Raw genomic sequence first — 17406 nt, 5'->3', positions numbered from 1 at the left:
GTTGGTTTTTTTATTTTGGGGGTGTTGGGTGGGGGGGGCCGGGGGGGGCGCCCCCGGGGGGGCCCCCCCCGGCGCCGGTCACACCTCTTCGACCGAGCTGGGCTCGCGACGGGACAGGTCGATGCCGAGCTCCTCGGCAGCGCGGAAGACGTCCTCCTCCGCGTCGCGCATCTCGATGCGCGACCCGTCCTGGCTGAGCACCTCGACGTTCAGCGACAGCGACTGCATCTCCTTGACGAGCACCTTGAACGACTCCGGGATGCCGGAGTCGGGGATGTTCTCGCCCTTGACGATGGCCTCGTACACCTTCACGCGGCCGGGGACGTCGTCGGACTTGATCGTCAGGAGCTCCTGGAGGGCGTAGGCGGCGCCGTACGCCTCCATCGCCCACACCTCCATCTCACCGAAGCGCTGGCCACCGAACTGCGCCTTACCACCCAGCGGCTGCTGCGTGATCATCGAGTACGGGCCGGTGCTGCGGGCGTGGATCTTGTCGTCCACGAGGTGGTGCAGCTTCAGGATGTACATGTAGCCGACCGACACCGGGTCCGGGAACGGCTCGCCGGAGCGGCCGTCGAACAGGTCGGCCTTGCCGTCGGAGCTGATCATGCGGACGCCGTCGCGGTTGGGCAGCGTGGAGCCGAGCAGACCGGTGATCTCGTCCTCGCGGGCACCGTCGAAGACCGGGGTGGCGACCTTCGTGCCGGGCTCGGCCTGGCCGACGCCGATCTTGATCAGGCGCTGCTTCCACTCGGAGTCCTCCGGGTCACCGGAGAGGTTGAGGTCCCAGCCCTGGTTGGCGAGCCAGCCCAGGTGCAGCTCGAGGATCTGGCCGATGTTCATGCGTCGCGGCACACCCAGCGGGTTGAGCACGACGTCGACCGGCGTGCCGTCCTCCATGAACGGCATGTCCTCGATCGGCAGGATCTTCGCGATGACGCCCTTGTTGCCGTGACGCCCAGCGAGCTTGTCGCCGACGGAGATCTTGCGCTTCTGCGCGACGTACACGCGCACCAGCTGGTTGACGCCCGGCGGCAGCTCGTCGCCGTCCTCGCGGTCGAAGACCCGGACGCCGATGACGGTGCCGGACTCGCCGTGGGGGACCTTCATCGAGGTGTCGCGCACCTCGCGGGCCTTCTCGCCGAAGATCGCGCGCAGCAGCCGCTCCTCGGGGGTCAGCTCGGTCTCGCCCTTCGGCGTGACCTTGCCGACGAGGATGTCACCGGTGGTGACCTCGGCGCCGATCCGGATGATGCCGCGCTCGTCGAGGTCGGCGAGCATGTCCTCGCCGACGTTCGGGATGTCGCGGGTGATCTCCTCCGGGCCGAGCTTGGTGTCGCGGGCGTCGACCTCGTGCTCCTCGATGTGGATCGAGGTGAGCACGTCCTCCTGCACCAGGCGCTGGCTCAGGATGATGGCGTCCTCGTAGTTGTGGCCCTGCCAGGGCATGAAGGCCACGAGGAGGTTGGTGCCCAGCGCCATCTCGGCGTCGTCGGTGCACGGACCGTCGGCGATCGGCGAGCCCACCTCGAGGCGGTCACCCGCGTTGACCAGCGGACGCTGGTTGATGCAGGTGCCCTGGTTCGAGCGGCGGAACTTCGCCATCCGGTACGTCGAGTAGGTGCCGTCGTCGTTCATCGTCTCGACCGCGTCTGCCGAGACGTCCTGGACGACACCGGCCTTGTCGGCGACGACGACGTCGCCGGCGTCGACCGCGGCGCGGTACTCGATGCCGGTGCCGACGTACGGGCTGTCGCTACGGATCAGCGGCACGGCCTGACGCTGCATGTTCGCGCCCATGAGCGCGCGGTTGGCGTCGTCGTGCTCCAGGAACGGGATCAGGGCCGTCGCGACCGACACCATCTGGCGCGGCGAGACGTCCATGTAGTCCACCTCGTCGGCGAGGATCGCGTCGACCTCACCGTTCTTCTGGCGGACCAGCACCCGCTCCTCGACGAAGTGGTTGTCCTCGTCGAGCGGCGCGTTGGCCTGGGCGATGACGTAGCGGTCCTCGTCGTCCGCGGTGAGGTAGTCGACCTGGTCGGTGACCTGGCCGCCCACGACCTTGCGGTACGGCGTCTCCACGAACCCGAACGGGTTGATCCGGCCGTAGGAGGCCAGCGACCCGATCAGGCCGATGTTCGGGCCCTCCGGGGTCTCGATCGGGCACATCCGGCCGTAGTGGCTGTGGTGGACGTCGCGGACCTCCATGCCGGCGCGGTCACGGGACAGACCGCCGGGGCCGAGCGCCGAGAGGCGACGCTTGTGCGTCAGGCCGGCGATCGGGTTGGTCTGGTCCATGAACTGGCTCAGCTGCGAGGTGCCGAAGAACTCCTTCAGCGCCGCGGTGACCGGGCGGATGTTGATCAGCGACTGCGGCGTGATCGCCTCGACGTCCTGGGTCGTCATCCGCTCGCGGACGACACGCTCCATGCGGGCCAGGCCGGTGCGGAGCTGGTTCTGGATCAGCTCGCCGACCGTGCGCATGCGGCGGTTGCCGAAGTGGTCGATGTCGTCCGCGGACAGGTCGAGGACGCCGGCCTCGCCGCGGTCCAGCTCGGTGCGGCCGTCGTGCAGCGCGACGATGTACTTGATCGCGGCGACGATGTCGTCGACGGTCAGCGTCTGCTGGTCGAACGCCTCCTCCAGCCCCAGCTTCTTGTTGATCTTGTAGCGGCCGACCTTGGCGAGGTCGTAGCGCTTGGGGTTGAAGTAGTAGTTGTTCAGCAGCGTCTGCGCCGCCTCGCGCGTCGGGGGCTCACCCGGGCGCAGCTTGCGGTAGATGTCGAGCAGCGCCTCGTCCTGGTTGGCGGTGTTGTCCTTCTCCAGGGTGAGCATGACCGACTCGTACTCGCCGAACTCCTCGCGGATCTGCTCGTTTGTCCAGCCGAGCGCCTTGAGGAGGACGGTGACGTTCTGCTTGCGCTTGCGGTCGAGGCGGACGCCGACCAGGTCGCGCTTGTCGACCTCGAACTCCAGCCACGCACCGCGCGAGGGGATGACCTTCGCGGTGTAGACGTCCTTGTCGGAGGTCTTGTCGGCCGAGCGCTCGAAGTAGACGCCCGGGCTGCGGACCAGCTGGGAGACCACGACGCGCTCGGTGCCGTTGATGATGAACGTGCCCTTGTCGGTCATGAGCGGGAAGTCGCCCATGAAGACCGTCTGGCCCTTGATCTCGCCGGTCTCGTTGTTCGTGAACTCGGCGGAGACGTAGAGGGGCGCGGAGTGCGTGAAGTCCTTCTCCTTGCACTCCTCGACCGTGTACTTCGGGTCGTAGAAGACCGGGTTCTCGAACGAGAGCGACATCGTCTCGGAGAAGTCCTCGATCGGGGAGATCTCCTCGAAGATCTCGGTCAGGCCCGACTTCGGGGAGACGTCCTGCCCAGCAGCCTCGCGGCGGGCGACCTCCTGCTCCCACTTCTCGTTGCCGACCAGCCAGTCGAAGCTGTCGGTCTGCAGCGAGAGGAGCTGGGGGATCTCCAGCGGCTCGGTGATCTTCGCGAAGGAAATACGGCGGGTGCCGTCGGCGTTGTTGCGCGCAGCCAAGATCCGTCCTCAGGATTGATCTGAAGGTGTGTGCGTCCCTGCCCACCACGAGATCGGCCACCGGACAGGCGATCAGGCATCTGAGGGCAGACGCAACTGCACACAGTACATGCCGGTCGAGGGCACCACAAGACGGTGGCGCCTGAACTCGAACGTCTCGACGATGATCCCGGTCGCACGCCCCCAGGTCAAGCACCTGCGCCTGGCGCGGTGGACGGGCGCGCTGCTCCCCCGGGCGCCCGGCGTGCCGGCGGATCGGTGCAGGTCAGCCCGCCGTGCCGGTGTCGAGGTCGTCGACCAGCCACTCGTCGTCGACCCGCTCCATCGTCACCGTGACCTGGTTCGAGTCGGTGCGCGGCGTCGCCAGCTGGTCGTTGGTCGTCTGCTGGTCGACGAACACGAGCACCTGGACGCGGGTGACCTCGGGGTCGGTCCGGACCACCGCCGAGGCCAGGAGCGTCGCCTGCACCCGCGCGCCGATCTCCTCCGCGTTGCCCTCGATCAGGCCGTCGAAGATCTCGGCGTAGTCCTGGCCGAAGTCCTCGGTCAGGTACGACAGCGCGGTCGAGCGGCCCGCCTCGAGGTCGGTGGCGTCGTACGACAGCACCGGGACGATCGCCCGCTCCGCGGCCGCCTGCGCGTCGCCGACCTCGTCGTCGAGCTCGGCGGTCGGGGTCGAGTCGGTGAGCACCCACACCGACAGCGCCGCCAGCAGGACGGCGAGGACCCCCGCGACGAGGGCCACCCACAGCGGGCGACGCTCGCCGGCCGGGGCGGGGTCCGTCGTCTTGGTCAGGACCGGCTTCTCCCCCGCGGGCTTCTTCGGGGCGGGCTTCTTCGCCGCGGGCTTCTTCTGCGCCGTCTTCTTCGGGACGGCCTTCCCCCGGGCGGCCTCCTTCGGGGCGGCGGGGCCGTCCGCGGGAGCCGCCTCCGCCGCGACGGCCGGGCGCCCGGGGCCCCCCCCGGCCCCCCCGGCGCGGCCCGCCGCCGGGCGCGCCGCGACCCCGGCCGCCGCGTCGCCGGGCTCCGGGACGGCGTCCTCGTCGTCCTCGGCCTGCTCCGCGAGCTCGGCGTCGTGCGCCGCGCGGGCGTCCGGGTCCAGCAGGACCTTGGCCGCGCGGTTGAGCACGGCGAAGCGGCGGTCGGTCGGGTCGAGGTCGGCGACCTCGGCTCGCCACGCCGCGCGGATCTCGTCCGTCGTGGCGTCGGGGGCGACGTCGAGGACGTCGTACCAGCTCGGGGTCACCGGCCACCCCCCTGCTGGCCCTGCTGGCCCTGCTGACCCTGCTGGCCGCCCTGGCCGGGCTGCTGCGAGGGCAGGGGCAGGTCGGGGTCGACCGGCTGCTGCTCCTGCGGGGGCGAGACCCCGGCGAAGTCGTCGACCAGCCACTCCCCCTCGACCCGGACCAGCTCGACCCGGAGACGCAGCGGCACCGGCTGGCCGACTGGCTCGCCCTCCAGCGAGTCCGTGAACGTCCCGGCCACGAGCACGGCCGCGTCGTCGTCCGACATCTCCGCGACGCCGGTGCCGAGCACCTCGGCGCGGCGGGACACCCGGGAGTCGGCGACCTGCTGCTCGACGAGCGGCAGCGACTCCTCGAACCCGTCGCGGAACGACGGGGTGAGCAGCTCGCCCACGCTCTGGCCGTACTCGGTCAGCTTGCCGTCCTCGAGCCCGTCCGGTCCGTAGGTGCCGAGCCGCAGCACGAACTGGCGACCGATCTCCATCAGCTCGTCGCGCTGGGCCTGGACCTCGGCCTGGTCGCCCGCGACCTCCCGGTCGACGACCACCCAGGAGCGGGACGCGAACGTCCAGACCAGGACGCCGGCGGTGACGAGGGCGAGGACGACGGCGGCCGCGACGAGCGCGCTCGCCGTCCGGGCAGGAACGGTCCTGCGCGTCGGACGGGCGGTGCCGCCCGACGGGCGCTCACCTGCGGCCACGACGGCTCCCTCCCTCGGTCCCGGCGAGGCTAGCGCCCCGACCTGGGGCGCCGCAGGCGGGACGACCGGCGCGCCCGAGCCGGCCCGGCCTCACTCGCCGCCGGTCAGGGGCCGCATGAGCAGCCACGACCAGGCGTTGTCGCCCAGCGCCTCGGGCGCGCGGCTCGTGGTCGTCGCGGCGTCGTCCCCGCTGCCCCAGCGGACACGGCCCGAGTCGCGGTCGTAGGTCGCCACGGTCGGGCGCGAGTCCCAGGGCACGAGGCGCGGCGGGTTGTTCTGCTGACCGCGCACGTTGCCCTGCGCGGGGGTCAGGGTGCACCGCGCGTCCTGCTCCATCGGGATGTCGCCGCGCTCGGTCTGCGGGTCGCGCTGACGCTCCGTCGGCGGGAAGTTGCTCGTGATGGGCCGGTCGGCGAGCTTGTAGCCCTGGGTGCAGAACTGGGGCTCGTTGGTCAGCACCAGGCCGAAGTGGGCGTCCTTCAGCCCGTCGCGGCCGTCCTGCGTGACGACGGTGAAGCTGCCCGACACCACGTAGGGGTAGAGCACGAGGAACTGCTGGATGTTCGGCAGCCGGCGGACGACGATCTCGCCCGTGGTGACCAGGTTGTCGAGCAGGCGGCCCAGCGGGACGTCGTTCTGCTCGAGGAAGGTCCGCAGCTGGTTCGCGGTCGCCCCGCCGGTGTCGATCACCCGGCGCAGGTCGTCGTCGGCGCCGGCCAGGGTGGTCGAGAAGAGGCTGAGGTCGGTCGCGAACGAGCGGATGTCGTCCTGGTTGTCGAGCTGGGTCGACAGCACGGTGTTGGCGTTCTCGATGAGGTTCGCCGTGGTCCCGAAGTTCTCGTCCGCGGTCTCGATGAACGAGTTGCCGGTGTCGATGATCTGCTGCAGGTCGGGGCCCGTGCCGGCGAAGGCGTCGCCGAGCTCGCTCACGACGGTCCGCAGGTCGTCCTCGTCGACCGAGCTCACGGTGGACGACACGTTGGACAGCAGGGTCTCCACGGGCAGCGGCGTCGTGGTCCGGTCCTGTGCGATGACGTCGCCGTCCTGCAGGAAGGGGCCCTCGTCGGTCGTGGGCTGGAGCTCGATGTACTGCTCGCCCAGCGCCGACCGGTTCCCGACCACCACGTCGCTGTCGGCCGGGATGTCGTCGTAGGTGTCCTCGATGACGAGGTCCGCCTCGACGCCCCGCTCGGTCAGCGTCAGCTCACCGACCTGTCCGATCTTGACACCCCGGTAGGCCACCAGCCCGCCGGTGAACGACCCGCCGGAGTCGGCGAGGTCGACGGTCACGGTGTAGCTGCGGTCGACGACGAGCCGGTCCAGCTGGGCGTAGCGGCCACCGACGAAGGCCACGCCGAGCAGGGTGATGACGGCGAAGACCAGGAGCTGCAGCTTCGTACGACGGGTGATCACCGGCCCTCACCTCCGGGCAGCGCGGCGCGGGTGACGCCGGGGACGAGCAGTCCGGTCAGGTCGGCGTCGTAGGCCCGTGCCAGGTCGTCCATGTCGACCCAGTCGTCGGCCAGCTCCCCGCCGTAGACGGGGGACGCCGGGGCCGCGCGGGGCAGCAGCCCGCCCAGCCCGTCGTCGCCGAGGAGGCCGCCGCCTCCGCCGCCCCCGCCGCCCCCGCCGCGACCGCCGCCGCCGGGCAGGCCGGGGAGGTCGGGCAGCAACGGCTCGGTCGGGTCGACGGGCAGGCGGCCACCGCCGCCACCGCCGCCGGCTCCGCCGCCGCCCTCGGGGCAGAGGCCGGGGAAGAGCGTGCCGAGGACGTCGCACTGGATGAGGTCGGGGATCTCCGCGCCGACGTCGCCGACGCAGCCGAGGATCTCCTCGAGCGTGGGCTCGCCGGTGCCCAGGTCGTCCAGGCACTGCTGGATCGCGTCGACGGCCCCGCTGTCGCAGATGGCGTTGACGAGCTCACGGATCTGGTCGAGCGGCAGCCCGCTCTCGATCAGCCGCTTGAGGACCAGGGAGTCGATCTCGTCGCACACGACGTCGATGAGGTCACCGGCGCTCCCCAGCTTGAGGTCGAGCTGGATGTCGAGGTTGACGTAGTCACCGAACTGGATGGACCGCGCGACCTGCGGGTCGCGACCGACGGTCTCGTCCACGAACGGGAACGTGAGGAACGTCTGGATCGAGAACGCCAGGTCGTCGTCCGCGTTCGCGAGCTCGCGCAGCACGGGCTCGAGGAGCTCGAGGGACCGGATGGTCCCCTGCTTCGAGGCACGGATGACGTCCACCCCGACGTCGCTGAGCTCGTCGAGCGACGTCAGCGCCTCGACCAGGTCGTCGCGCTGACGGTCCAGCGACAGGGTCGCGGAGGGGATCTCGTCGAGCGCCAGGTTGATCGTGTCGGTCTGCGCGTTGGCCGACTTCGACAGCTCGTTGAGGGAGTCGATGGCGTCGATGATGTCGTCGGAGTTGTCGTCCGCGACCGTCGCGAAACGGTTCAGCCGCCGCAGGGCGGAGCGCAGCTCGGGCTCACGCCCTCCCAGGGCCGCGTTCAGCTCGCGGGTGATGACCTCGAGCTGGCCGATGCCGCCACCGTTCAGCAGCAGGCTCAGCGCACCGAAGACCTCCTCGACCTCCGGGTTGCGGCCGGTCTGCTCGATCGGGATGTCGTCCCCGTCCTCCAGAACGTCCCCCGACACCGTGTTCTCGGAGCCGGCCGGCGGGTCGAGCGAGACGAACTTCTCGCCGAGCAGGCTCGTCTGGCGGATCCGGGCGAAGGTCGTCGTCGGCAGGTCGAGGTCGCCCTGGATCTCCATCGTCACGAAGGCGCGGTAGTCGCGGGTCGTGATGTCGGTGATGCGTCCGACGTCGACGTCGTCCACCTTGACGTTGGTCTGGGGCACCAGGTCCATCACGTCGCGGAACTCCGCGGTGATGGTGATCGGGTCGTCCCCGGTGTCGGGGCCACCCGGCAGCGGGATCGAGTAGATGCTGAAGTCGCAGGAGCTCAGCAGGAGCATCCCGACCAGCGCCAGGCCGATCGCCCTCAACCGGTGCAGCGGCGTCCTCATCGGTCGCTCACCTCCACCAGGCCACCGAGCGTCGGGTCGAACGTCTCGCGCTCGGCGAGGGTCCGGAAGCCGCCGCCGGCGCCCTGTCCGAGCGGCGCGGTCCTGGCGGCGGGCAGCTCGGGGATGATCGGTCCGAGCAGGTCCTGGCAGCGCTCCACCGAGTCCGGGCCCTCCAGGTTCAGCAGGGTGCACAGGCTGTTCGCCGGGTCACGGATCAGGTCCTCGAGCCCGTTCTGGAGGTTCGCGCGGGTGTCGAGGGTGCCGGCGTCCCGGTTGTAGGTGCCGCCGAGGTTGTTCAGGGCGATCGGCGCCGTCCGCAGCACCTCGTCGAGCTCGACGCGGCGGTCCACCAGGATCTGGGTGACGTCGCGCAGCCCGCGGATGTTGCGGCCGAGCTGCTGGCGGTTGTTGCGCACGAAGCGGGAGACGGCGGTGGTGGCGGTCCCGAGGTTGTCCAGCGCCTCGCCCAGGTCCTCCCGCTCGTCGGCGAGCAGGTCCGACACGTCGGCCAGGGAGTCCGAGAAGTCACGGACGGTCTGGTCGTTGTCGGCGAGCGTCTGCACGAAACCGTCGATGTTGTCGACGCTGTCGAACAGGTTCTCCTTGTTGTTGTCGAGCGTCTGCGTCAGCGCACCGAGGTCGGTCACGGTCTGGTTGAACCGCTCGCCCTGCCCGCCGAAGTTGCGGGCCGTCTGGGTCAGCAGGTCCGACAGGGCTCCGTTCGCGTTGGCGCCCTCGGGGCCCAGCGCGACGCTGAGGTCGTTCAGACCGTCGTAGATCTGGTCGAGCTCGAGGGGCACCTCGGTGCGGTCCTCGTCGAGCGTGGTGCCCGTCGCCATCGGCGTGTCACCCTCCGAGAAGGCCGGGGTCAGCTGCACGTAGCGGTCACCCACCACCGACGGGGCGATGATCACCGCGGACGCGTCGTCGGGGACCTGCACGCCCTCCTGGTCGACGTACATCTTCACCTTGACCTGCGTGCCCTCGGGCTCGACGGTCTCGACCTTCCCGACGGGCACGCCGAGGACCCGGACGTCGCTGCCCTCGAAGATCGAGATGGTGCGCGGGAAGTACGCGGTGATCTCTGTGCGGTCGGGCGTGCGCAGCACCAGCACCGCGGCGCCGGCGACCAGCGCCAGGATGATGATCGGCACCGCGAAGCGGCCCAGGGAGGCGAGGTACTTCACCGTGCCACCCCCTGACGTCCCTGCTGCGCCGGCCGGTCGGCGGGCTCGCCCGGGCCGACCCGCCCGGTGCCGCCGCCGAGGCCCCCGCCCTCGGGGACGAGGTCGGGCACCGAGTTGGGGAAGTTCTCGATGAGGGTGTCGAACCAGGGCCCGGTGCCGAGCGTGTTCTGGAAGACCCGGTAGAAGGGCACCATCAGGCGCAGGCTCTCGTCGAGGTTGTCGCCGTTGCGCAGCAGCGTGTCCTCCACGTTCCCGAGCTTGACCAGCGCCGGCTTCAGGTCGCCGCGGGTCTGGCGCACCAGGGTCGTCAGCTCGACGGAGAGCTCGGACGTCGCGTCCAGCAGGTCGCTGATCGCCTGGCGCCGCGCCACGATCGCCCGGAACAGCACGTCGGCGTCCTCCATCAGGGTGACGATGTCGTCGTCGCGGGCCTCCAGGACGCCCGAGACGTCCTCGAGGTTGCCCAGCAGCTCGTCCAGCTCGTCGTCGCGGGACGCGATCGTCTCGGAGATCTCGGAGACGCCGCGCAGGGTGCGGCGGAACGAGCGCGGGGTGTTGCGGGTCAGGTCGGAGAGGACCGTGAACGAGTCCGCGAGCTGGTCGGAGTCCAGCTCCAGCGTGGTGTCGCCGAGGCCCTCGAAGGCCTCCACGACGTCGAACGGGGACGTGGTCCGCTCCAGCGGGATCGTCTCCCCCGCGGCGAGCTGGCCGTCGCCCGCGGGCTCGAGCGCGAGGAACATCGACCCGAGCAGGGTCTTGATGCGGATGGAGGCGCCGGTCTCCTCGCCGAAGCCGGTGTCCTCCTCGATCCGGAAGCGGACGATGACCTCGTCGTCGTCCACGGAGACGTCCTCGACGACGCCGACCCGGACGCCGGCGACACGGACCTCGTCGTCGGCCTGGAGGCCGCCGGCCTCCGAGAAGGCGGCGTAGTAGATGTCGCCGCCGCCGATGATCGGCAGGTCGCTGGCGCGGAACGCCGCCGTCATGATGGCGGCGATCAGCGCGAAGCCCAGGGCTCCGATGATCACGGGGTTGCGCTCGCGGAAGGGCTTCATCCGAGGTCGCACCTCGGTCCGAGGTCGGTGCCGGGCAGCGGGTACTGCAGCTGCAGGTTGCGGTTGATCCCGAGCAGCTGCCGGATCGGCTTGGGCAGCGCGGACAGGTCGATGCGCCCCTGGAAGTTGCAGAGGTAGAAGTTGAAGTACGACCCGTAGACCGCGGTCCGCCCGATCTTGCGGAGCTTGATCGGCAGGACGGTGAGGGCCCGGTCGATCTCCGCAGTGTCGCGCGGCCGGTCCAGGTTCGTGGCCAGGCGGCGGATCTCGCGGATGTCGTCGACGAGCGGCGGACGGATCCCCGAGACCAGGTCCGCGGTCTCGACGGACAGCGCGGAGATGCCGTCGAGGGAGGCGAGCAGGGGCTCGCGGTCGTCGCGCAGGCCGGAGACGAGGCGGCGGAAGTTGATGATCAGGTCGGACAGCTCCTCGTCGCGGTTGCTGACCGTCTCGAGCACCTGGTTCAGGTTGGTGATCAGGTCACCGATCAGCTGGTCGCGGTTGGCCAGGTCGGTCGTGACCGAGGCGGTGCTCGCGAGCAGGGACTCGACCGTGCCGGCCTCGCCCTGGAAGACCTGGATGATCTCGCCGGAGAGCTGGTTGAGCTCCGCGGGGCTGAGGGCCCGGAACAACGGCTTGAACCCGTTGAACAGGACGGTGAGGTCGAGCGCCGGGGAGGTCCGGTCGGTGGGGATCGTGTCGCCGATCGCCAGGCGGTCGGTGCCCCCGATGCCCTGGCTCAGCGACAGGTAGCGCTGGCCGACCAGGTTGCGGTAGCGGATCTCCACCTCGGTCCCGGCGGTCACCGGGGTCGCCTCCGCGACCGTGAACGTGACCTCCGCGAGGGTCGAGTTGACCACCTGGATGTCCTTGACGACGCCGACCTTCACGCCCGCGACGCGGACGTCGTCGCCCTTCACGACGCCGGTGGCGTCGGTGAACTGCGCCTTGTACTCGCGCTGCGCGCCGAAGGTCAGGTTGCCGATCGTGATGACGAGCAGGCTGGTCGCCAGCGACGTGACGACGATGAAGACGATCAGCTTGATGCCGGCGCTGATGAGCTCGCGGTTCCTCATCGCAGCTCCACCTCCGACCCGCGCGCCATGGGCCCGAGCAGCGCGACCCCGAGGTCGGGGACCTCGTCGGCGCTGGTGCCCAGCGCGGGGGCCATCATGCTGCGCAGCATCTCGGCCTCCTGCGAGGTCCCGACGTACGACGGCGCAGGGCCGGTGCCCGCGAGGTCGTCGCCCCCGGCACCGGAGACGGACGCCCCCGGCGCGGAGCGCCGCAACGTCGAGTCGTTCACGCCGTCGTCGAAGTCGGGGATGTTCGTGAACCGGTTCTCCTGGCTGTACGACGGGTTCGGCAGCTCCCCGCAGAAGGGTGGGTTGTCGGCGCCGAGCTGCGGCACCTCGTTCGGGGTGTAGGCCCGCGGCTGCTGCGGCAGCAGCTCCAGGTTGATGTGCAGCGTGTAGTCCCGGAACGCCTCGCCCTGGTCGGCGCCGGCGTTCACGAGGCCGCCGAGCAGGCAGGGGTACTCCGGCGAGTAGCGCGCCAGGACGGCCAGCTGCTGCTCGCCGAGCTGGCCGACTCGGATCAGGTTGTCACCGTTGTCCTCGAGGAAGACGCGCGTCGTGTCCGCGAACCGGGAGAGGTCGCCGAGCAGCGCCTGCAGCCGGTCCTCGCGTCCCTCCAGCGTGGTGAACGTCGTGACCGTGTTGCGCAGGATGGTGCTGAGCTCGGGGATCACGTCGTTGTAGACGTCGGAGACCTCCGCGGTCAGCCGCAGGTCCTCCATCAGCGCCGGGAGCTCCGGGTTGAGCTTGCCGAGGTAGGCGTTCAGGCGCTCGATGTTGTCGCCCAGGCGGTCGCCGCGGCCCTCGAGGGCGACGACCAGCGCGTTGAGCGTCATGTTCAGGTCACCGGGGCGCACCGCGGTGAGCAGCGGCTGGAGGTCGGACAGCACGCGCTCGACCTCGGTCGCGACGACGGTGCGGTCGATCACGTCACCCGCCTCCAGCGTCGGGCCGTCGTCGACGGTGCCGTCAGGGGGGATCAGCTCGACCTCCTTCTGCCCGAAGAGGGTCTTGGGAATGATCGAGCCCGTGACGTCAGCGGGGATCTCGTCGATCTTGTCGGGCAGGATCCCCAGGGTGAGCTCCGCGCCGTCGTCGGTGACGTCGATGCCGCGCACCTCGCCGACGATCATGCCGCGCAGCTTCACGTCGGCGCGGTCGGGCAGCTGGAGGCCGATCTTCGACGTCTCGAGCGTGACGTTCTGGAAGTCGGTGAACCGCTGGGTGAAGATCGCGTAGGTGAGGTAGACGCTGCCCACGAGCATCGCCAGGAAGATGGCGCCGAGGGTCTTGTAGGCCTTGAGCAGGTTCATCAGCCGGCCAGCCTCACCGTCGTGTTCGTGCCCCAGATGGCCATCGACAGGAACAGGTCGAGGACGTTGATGGTGACGATGCTGGTGCGGACGGCGTACCCGACGGCGACGCCCACGCCGGCGGGTCCGCCGGTGGCGTTGTAGCCGTGGTAGCAGTGGATGAGGATCACGGCCACGGCGAAGATCAGGACCTTGCCGAACGACCACAGCACGTCCTGCGGTGGCAGGAACTGGTTGAAGTAGTAGTCGTACGTGCCGACCGACTGCCCGAAGAACTGCGTCACCGTGAGTCTCGTCGCGAAGTACGACGACAGCAGGCCCACGACGTACAGCGGCACGATCGCGATGAGGCCGCCGATGATGCGGGTGGTGACCAGGAACGGCAGCGAGGGGATCGCCATCACCTCGAGGGCGTCGACCTCCTCGGAGATGCGCATGGCGCCGAGCTGCGCGGTGAAGCCGCAGCCGACCGTCGCGGCGAGCGCGATGCCCGCCACCAGCGGGGCGATCTCGCGGGTGTTGATGTAGGCCGACACGAAGCCGGAGAAGGCCGCCGTCCCGATCTGGTCGAGGGCCGCGAAGCCCTGCAGACCGACCTCGGTGCCGGTGAAGAAGGACAGGGCGGTGATGACCCCGACGGTGCCGCCGATCACCGCGAGCGCACCCGACCCGAGGGTGACCTCGGCGAGGATCCGCAGGATCTCCTTCTTGTAGCGCGCGATGGTGCGCGGCGTCCACGCGAGGGCGCGCAGGTAGAAGGAGAGCTCCTGCCCCAGGCCCTCCAGCTTCTTCAGTGGCGCGGTCGCCACCGACTTCACGGTCGCCACGCCCTACCCCGTCTTCGGTGGCACGAGCTGGAAGTAGATCGCGCTCATGGAGAAGTTGACGACGAACAGGAGCATGAAGGTGATGACGACGGACTGGTTCACGGCGTCCCCGACGCCCTTCGGGCCACCGCCGGCGTTCATGCCCATGTAGCAGGCCACGATGGCGGCGATCAGCCCGAAGATGAGGGCCTTGATCATCCCCTGCCACACGTCGGCGAGCTGGGCGAGCGCGGTGAAGCTCGCCAGGTAGGCACCGGGGGTGCCGCCCTGGAGGATGACGTTGAAGACGTAGCCGCCCGCGACCCCGACGACGCTCACCAGGCCGTTGAGGAAGACGGCGATGAGCATGCACGCCAGCACGCGGGGCACCACCAGCCGCTGGATCGGGTCGATGCCCAGCACCATCATCGCGTCGAGCTCCTCGCGGATCTTCCGCGCGCCCAGGTCGGCCGCGATGGCGGAGCCGGCGGCGCCGGAGATCAGGAGGGCGGTGGCGATGGGGCCGGCGTTGCGGACGACGGCGAGCACGGAGGCGGAACCCGTGAACGACTGTGCGCCGAACTGCTGGATCAGGCTGCCGATCTGCAGCGAGATGACGGCGCCGAACGGGATCGCCACCAGGGCCGTCGGGATGATCGTGACCGACGCGATGAACCAGGCCTGCGTGAGGAACTCACGGAACTGGAAGGGTCGTCGGAACAGCTGACGACCGACGTCGAGGCCGAAGGCGAAGAGCCCGCCGGCCGTCCCGATCGGTGCCAGGACCTTGGAGTTGAGGCCGCTCGCCACCCTCAGGCCCCCACCGCGGCGTTCTCGTCCTCGAAGGAGCCGGGCGGCGGGGTGACCCCGTTGTCGCGGCACCAGGCACCGGGCTCGCGCTGGCTGCGGCGCGGGATGCCGTTCGAGGGCTCGATCTGGAGCGGGATCGGGGGCAGGGGCGGCAGCTCCTGGTCCTTCTCCGCCTCCAGCTCGTCGGCGTCCTTCTCCTCGGACATGCCGATCGGGCCGACGCGCTGGGCGTTCAGGAACTGCCGGACGACGGGCTCCTCCGAGCTCAGGAGCATCTCGCGGGGGCCGAACATGGCGAGGTGCTTGTGGTACAGCAGGCCGATGTTGTCGGGCACCGTGCGAGCGGTGTTGATGTCGTGGGTGACGATGAGGAACGTCGCGTCGATCTGCGCGTTCAGGTCGACGATCAGCTGGTTCAGGAACGCGGTGCGCACCGGGTCGAGACCGGAGTCGGGCTCGTCGAAGAGCACGATCTCGGGGTCGAGCACGAGGGCCCGGGCCAGCCCCGCGCGCTTGCGCATGCCGCCGGAGATCTCGCCCGGCAGCTTGTCCTCCGACCCGAGCAGGCCGACCAGGTCCATCTTCTCCATGACGACGTCACGGACCTCGGACTCGGTCTTCTTCGTGTGCTCGCGCAGCGGGAAGGCGACGTTGTCGTACAGGTTCATGGACCCGAACATTGCGCCGTCCTGGAACAGGACGCCGAACAGCTTGCGGATCTCGTAGAGGTCGCGCTCCTTGCAGGAGGCGATGTCGACGCCCTCGATGACGATGGATCCCCGGTCGGGCTTGAGGAGGCCGATCAGCGCCTTGAGGAACACCGACTTGCCGGTGCCGGACGGGCCGAGCATGACGCAGATCTCGCCGGCCGGGATGGTGAGCGTGACGTCACCCCAGATGAGCTGCTTGCCGAAGGACTTGGTCAGCCCCTCGACGGTGATCTCGACACCCATCCGGAACCCCCTCTCTGTGCGCGTCGCCGTCACGGTCCGTGCCGGCCGGGACCCCCGGACCGGCCAGTGCTTCAACGTGACGAACGGCGCAAGGTTACGTCGGTCTCACCCGAGTCCGCCGGTGAATGCTAGTGGTCGGATTACCGGTGAGTAAACAGAGGGTCACCGAAACGAGACGTCGAGTTCTGGGCGTGTCGGCCCCCGGGACTCGTCGGCGTGACGTACGACGAGGGCGGCCACCCCGGCTGGGGTGACCGCCCTCGTGCGGTGCCTCGGATGAGGACTGGGTGCCGGCCCGTGGGCCGGCGGGTGTCACTTGAGGGTGACGGTGGCGCCGGCGCCCTCGAGGGACTCCTTGGCCTTCTCGGCGGCGTCCTTGGCGACCTTCTCGAGGACCGGCTTCGGGGCCGACTCGACGAGGTCCTTGGCCTCCTTCAGGCCGAGGGAGGTCAGGGCGCGCACCTCCTTGATGACGTTGATCTTCTTGTCACCGGCGGACTCGAGGACGACGTCGAACTCGTCCTGCTCGGCGGCGGCGTCGCCACCGGCGGCAGCGCCGCCCGCGGCGGGAGCGGCGGCGGCGGCGACCGGGGCGGCCGCGGTGACGCCGAACGTCTCCTCGAACTCCTTCACGAACTCGCTGAGCTCGATGAGGGTCATCTCCTTGAAGGACTCGAGGAGGTCGGCGGTGGAGAGCTTGGCCATGGTGGCTTCCTTCCTGGTGGTGCTACCCGATGTGGGCGGTATGGGTGGGTGGGGTGGTGCTCAGGCCTCGGTGGACTCGGCCTCGGTCGCGCTGTCGTCGCTGGTCGTCTCGTCGCCCGCCTCGGCGGCAGGCTCCTCGGCGGGCTGCTCGGTCGACTGGGCCGGCGTACCGGCACCACCCGCGAGGACCGACGGGTCCTCGGTCGCCTTCGCCTCGAGCGCCCCGGCGAGCCGGGCCATCTGCGAGAGCGGGGCGTTGAGCAGGTAGACGGCCTGGGACAGGGAGGCCAGCATCGCGCCGGCCATCTTGCCCAGGAGCACCTCGCGGGACTCGAGGTCGGCCAGCTTGGCCACCTCGGCTGCGCCCACGGGGTTGCCGTCGAGGATCCCGCCCTTGATCACCAGGGCCGGGTTGGCCTTGGCGAAGTCGCGCAGGCCCTTGGCGGCCTCGACGACGTCGCCGTTGATGAAGGCGATGGCCGTCGGGCCGGTCAGCAGGTCGTCGAAGCCCTCGATGCCGGCGCGCTTGGCGGCGATCTTGGCGAGGGTGTTCTTGACGACCGCGTAGTTGGCGTTGTCGCCCAGCGAGCGGCGCAGCTCCTTGAGCTGCTTGACGTCGAGTCCCCGGTACTCGGTCAGCACGGCGCCGGAGGCCCCGGTGAACGACTCGGTGATCTCGGCGACCGCGGCGTCCTTGTCAGGTCGCGCCATGGGTCTCCTTCGTCATGATCGGTGCGGTGGGTGGCGGGCGGCTGCCCGTCCCCGGCCGCGTCCCGCTCGGCGGAGGCCCTGGAATGCAGAACGCCCCGTGCAGGTGCACAGGGCGTACGGCGCGCGGAGCGCCACTCACTCGGTGTCACCTGCGCAGGTCGCCCCGTCTCCCGGGGCCCTTCGGACCTCCCCTCGCGGGGCGGCCGACCGGCGGTCTTCGGCTACAGCGGACAACAGTACGGGCGCCGTGCGGACCCGGCCAAATCGA

The 17406-nt window shown here is 70.1% G+C and carries 14 protein-coding genes; all 14 read right to left on the bottom strand.

Going from position 1 to position 17406, the window contains the following annotated elements; genetic code table 11:
* Window positions 1–78 precede the first annotated feature (78 nt).
* Window positions 79–3546, bottom strand: a complete 3468-nt coding sequence (gene rpoB / locus MJ876_RS01765; protein ID WP_240234323.1) for a DNA-directed RNA polymerase subunit beta — start codon at window positions 3544–3546, stop codon at window positions 79–81.
* 265 nt (window positions 3547–3811) lie between these two features.
* Window positions 3812–4792, bottom strand: coding sequence for a J domain-containing protein (locus MJ876_RS01760; RefSeq protein ID WP_240234322.1), 981 nt, complete (start codon window positions 4790–4792; stop codon window positions 3812–3814).
* Window positions 4789–5490: a hypothetical protein gene (locus MJ876_RS01755; RefSeq protein WP_240234321.1), complete on the bottom strand. Its 702-nt coding sequence runs from the start codon at window positions 5488–5490 to the stop codon at window positions 4789–4791. The genes MJ876_RS01760 and MJ876_RS01755 overlap by 4 nt, the downstream gene beginning before the upstream one ends.
* Before the next feature lie 90 nt (window positions 5491–5580).
* On the bottom strand, window positions 5581–6903 hold the full coding sequence (locus MJ876_RS01750) for an MCE family protein (protein WP_240234320.1): 1323 nt from the start codon (window positions 6901–6903) through the stop codon (window positions 5581–5583).
* Window positions 6900–8519, bottom strand: coding sequence for an MCE family protein (locus tag MJ876_RS01745; RefSeq protein WP_240234319.1), 1620 nt, complete (start codon window positions 8517–8519; stop codon window positions 6900–6902). Before MJ876_RS01745 ends, MJ876_RS01750 begins: the two co-directional genes overlap by 4 nt.
* Window positions 8516–9706, bottom strand: a complete 1191-nt coding sequence (locus MJ876_RS01740; protein WP_240234318.1) for an MCE family protein — start codon at window positions 9704–9706, stop codon at window positions 8516–8518. Before MJ876_RS01740 ends, MJ876_RS01745 begins: the two co-directional genes overlap by 4 nt.
* On the bottom strand, window positions 9703–10764 hold the full coding sequence (locus MJ876_RS01735) for an MCE family protein (protein WP_240234317.1): 1062 nt from the start codon (window positions 10762–10764) through the stop codon (window positions 9703–9705). The genes MJ876_RS01740 and MJ876_RS01735 overlap by 4 nt, the downstream gene beginning before the upstream one ends.
* Window positions 10761–11840 (bottom strand): MCE family protein, encoded by a 1080-nt coding sequence (locus MJ876_RS01730; RefSeq protein WP_240234316.1) that lies wholly within the window; start codon window positions 11838–11840, stop codon window positions 10761–10763. The genes MJ876_RS01735 and MJ876_RS01730 overlap by 4 nt, the downstream gene beginning before the upstream one ends.
* A complete protein-coding gene (locus MJ876_RS01725) occupies window positions 11837–13153 on the bottom strand; it encodes an MCE family protein (RefSeq protein ID WP_240234315.1) in 1317 nt (438 codons plus the stop codon). Before MJ876_RS01725 ends, MJ876_RS01730 begins: the two co-directional genes overlap by 4 nt.
* Window positions 13153–13980 (bottom strand): ABC transporter permease, encoded by an 828-nt coding sequence (locus MJ876_RS01720; protein WP_308192546.1) that lies wholly within the window; start codon window positions 13978–13980, stop codon window positions 13153–13155. Before MJ876_RS01720 ends, MJ876_RS01725 begins: the two co-directional genes overlap by 1 nt.
* A 3-nt stretch (window positions 13981–13983) precedes the next feature.
* Window positions 13984–14769, bottom strand: a complete 786-nt coding sequence (locus tag MJ876_RS01715; RefSeq protein ID WP_240234314.1) for an ABC transporter permease — start codon at window positions 14767–14769, stop codon at window positions 13984–13986.
* Window positions 14770–14771: 2 nt separating this feature from the next.
* Window positions 14772–15722 (bottom strand): ABC transporter ATP-binding protein, encoded by a 951-nt coding sequence (locus MJ876_RS01710; protein ID WP_240234313.1) that lies wholly within the window; start codon window positions 15720–15722, stop codon window positions 14772–14774.
* A 312-nt stretch (window positions 15723–16034) separates the two neighbouring features.
* Window positions 16035–16427 (bottom strand): 50S ribosomal protein L7/L12, encoded by a 393-nt coding sequence (gene rplL, locus MJ876_RS01705; RefSeq protein WP_240234312.1) that lies wholly within the window; start codon window positions 16425–16427, stop codon window positions 16035–16037.
* 60 nt (window positions 16428–16487) lie between these two features.
* Window positions 16488–17138 (bottom strand): 50S ribosomal protein L10, encoded by a 651-nt coding sequence (gene rplJ / locus MJ876_RS01700; protein WP_240234311.1) that lies wholly within the window; start codon window positions 17136–17138, stop codon window positions 16488–16490.
* Between the last annotated feature and the right edge of the window lie 268 nt (window positions 17139–17406).

It is taken from the genome of Nocardioides sp. CFH 31398 (assembly GCF_022436705.1).
GTDB lineage: Bacteria > Actinomycetota > Actinomycetes > Propionibacteriales > Nocardioidaceae > Nocardioides.
This window is presented reverse-complemented; position numbering and strand designations above follow the sequence as displayed.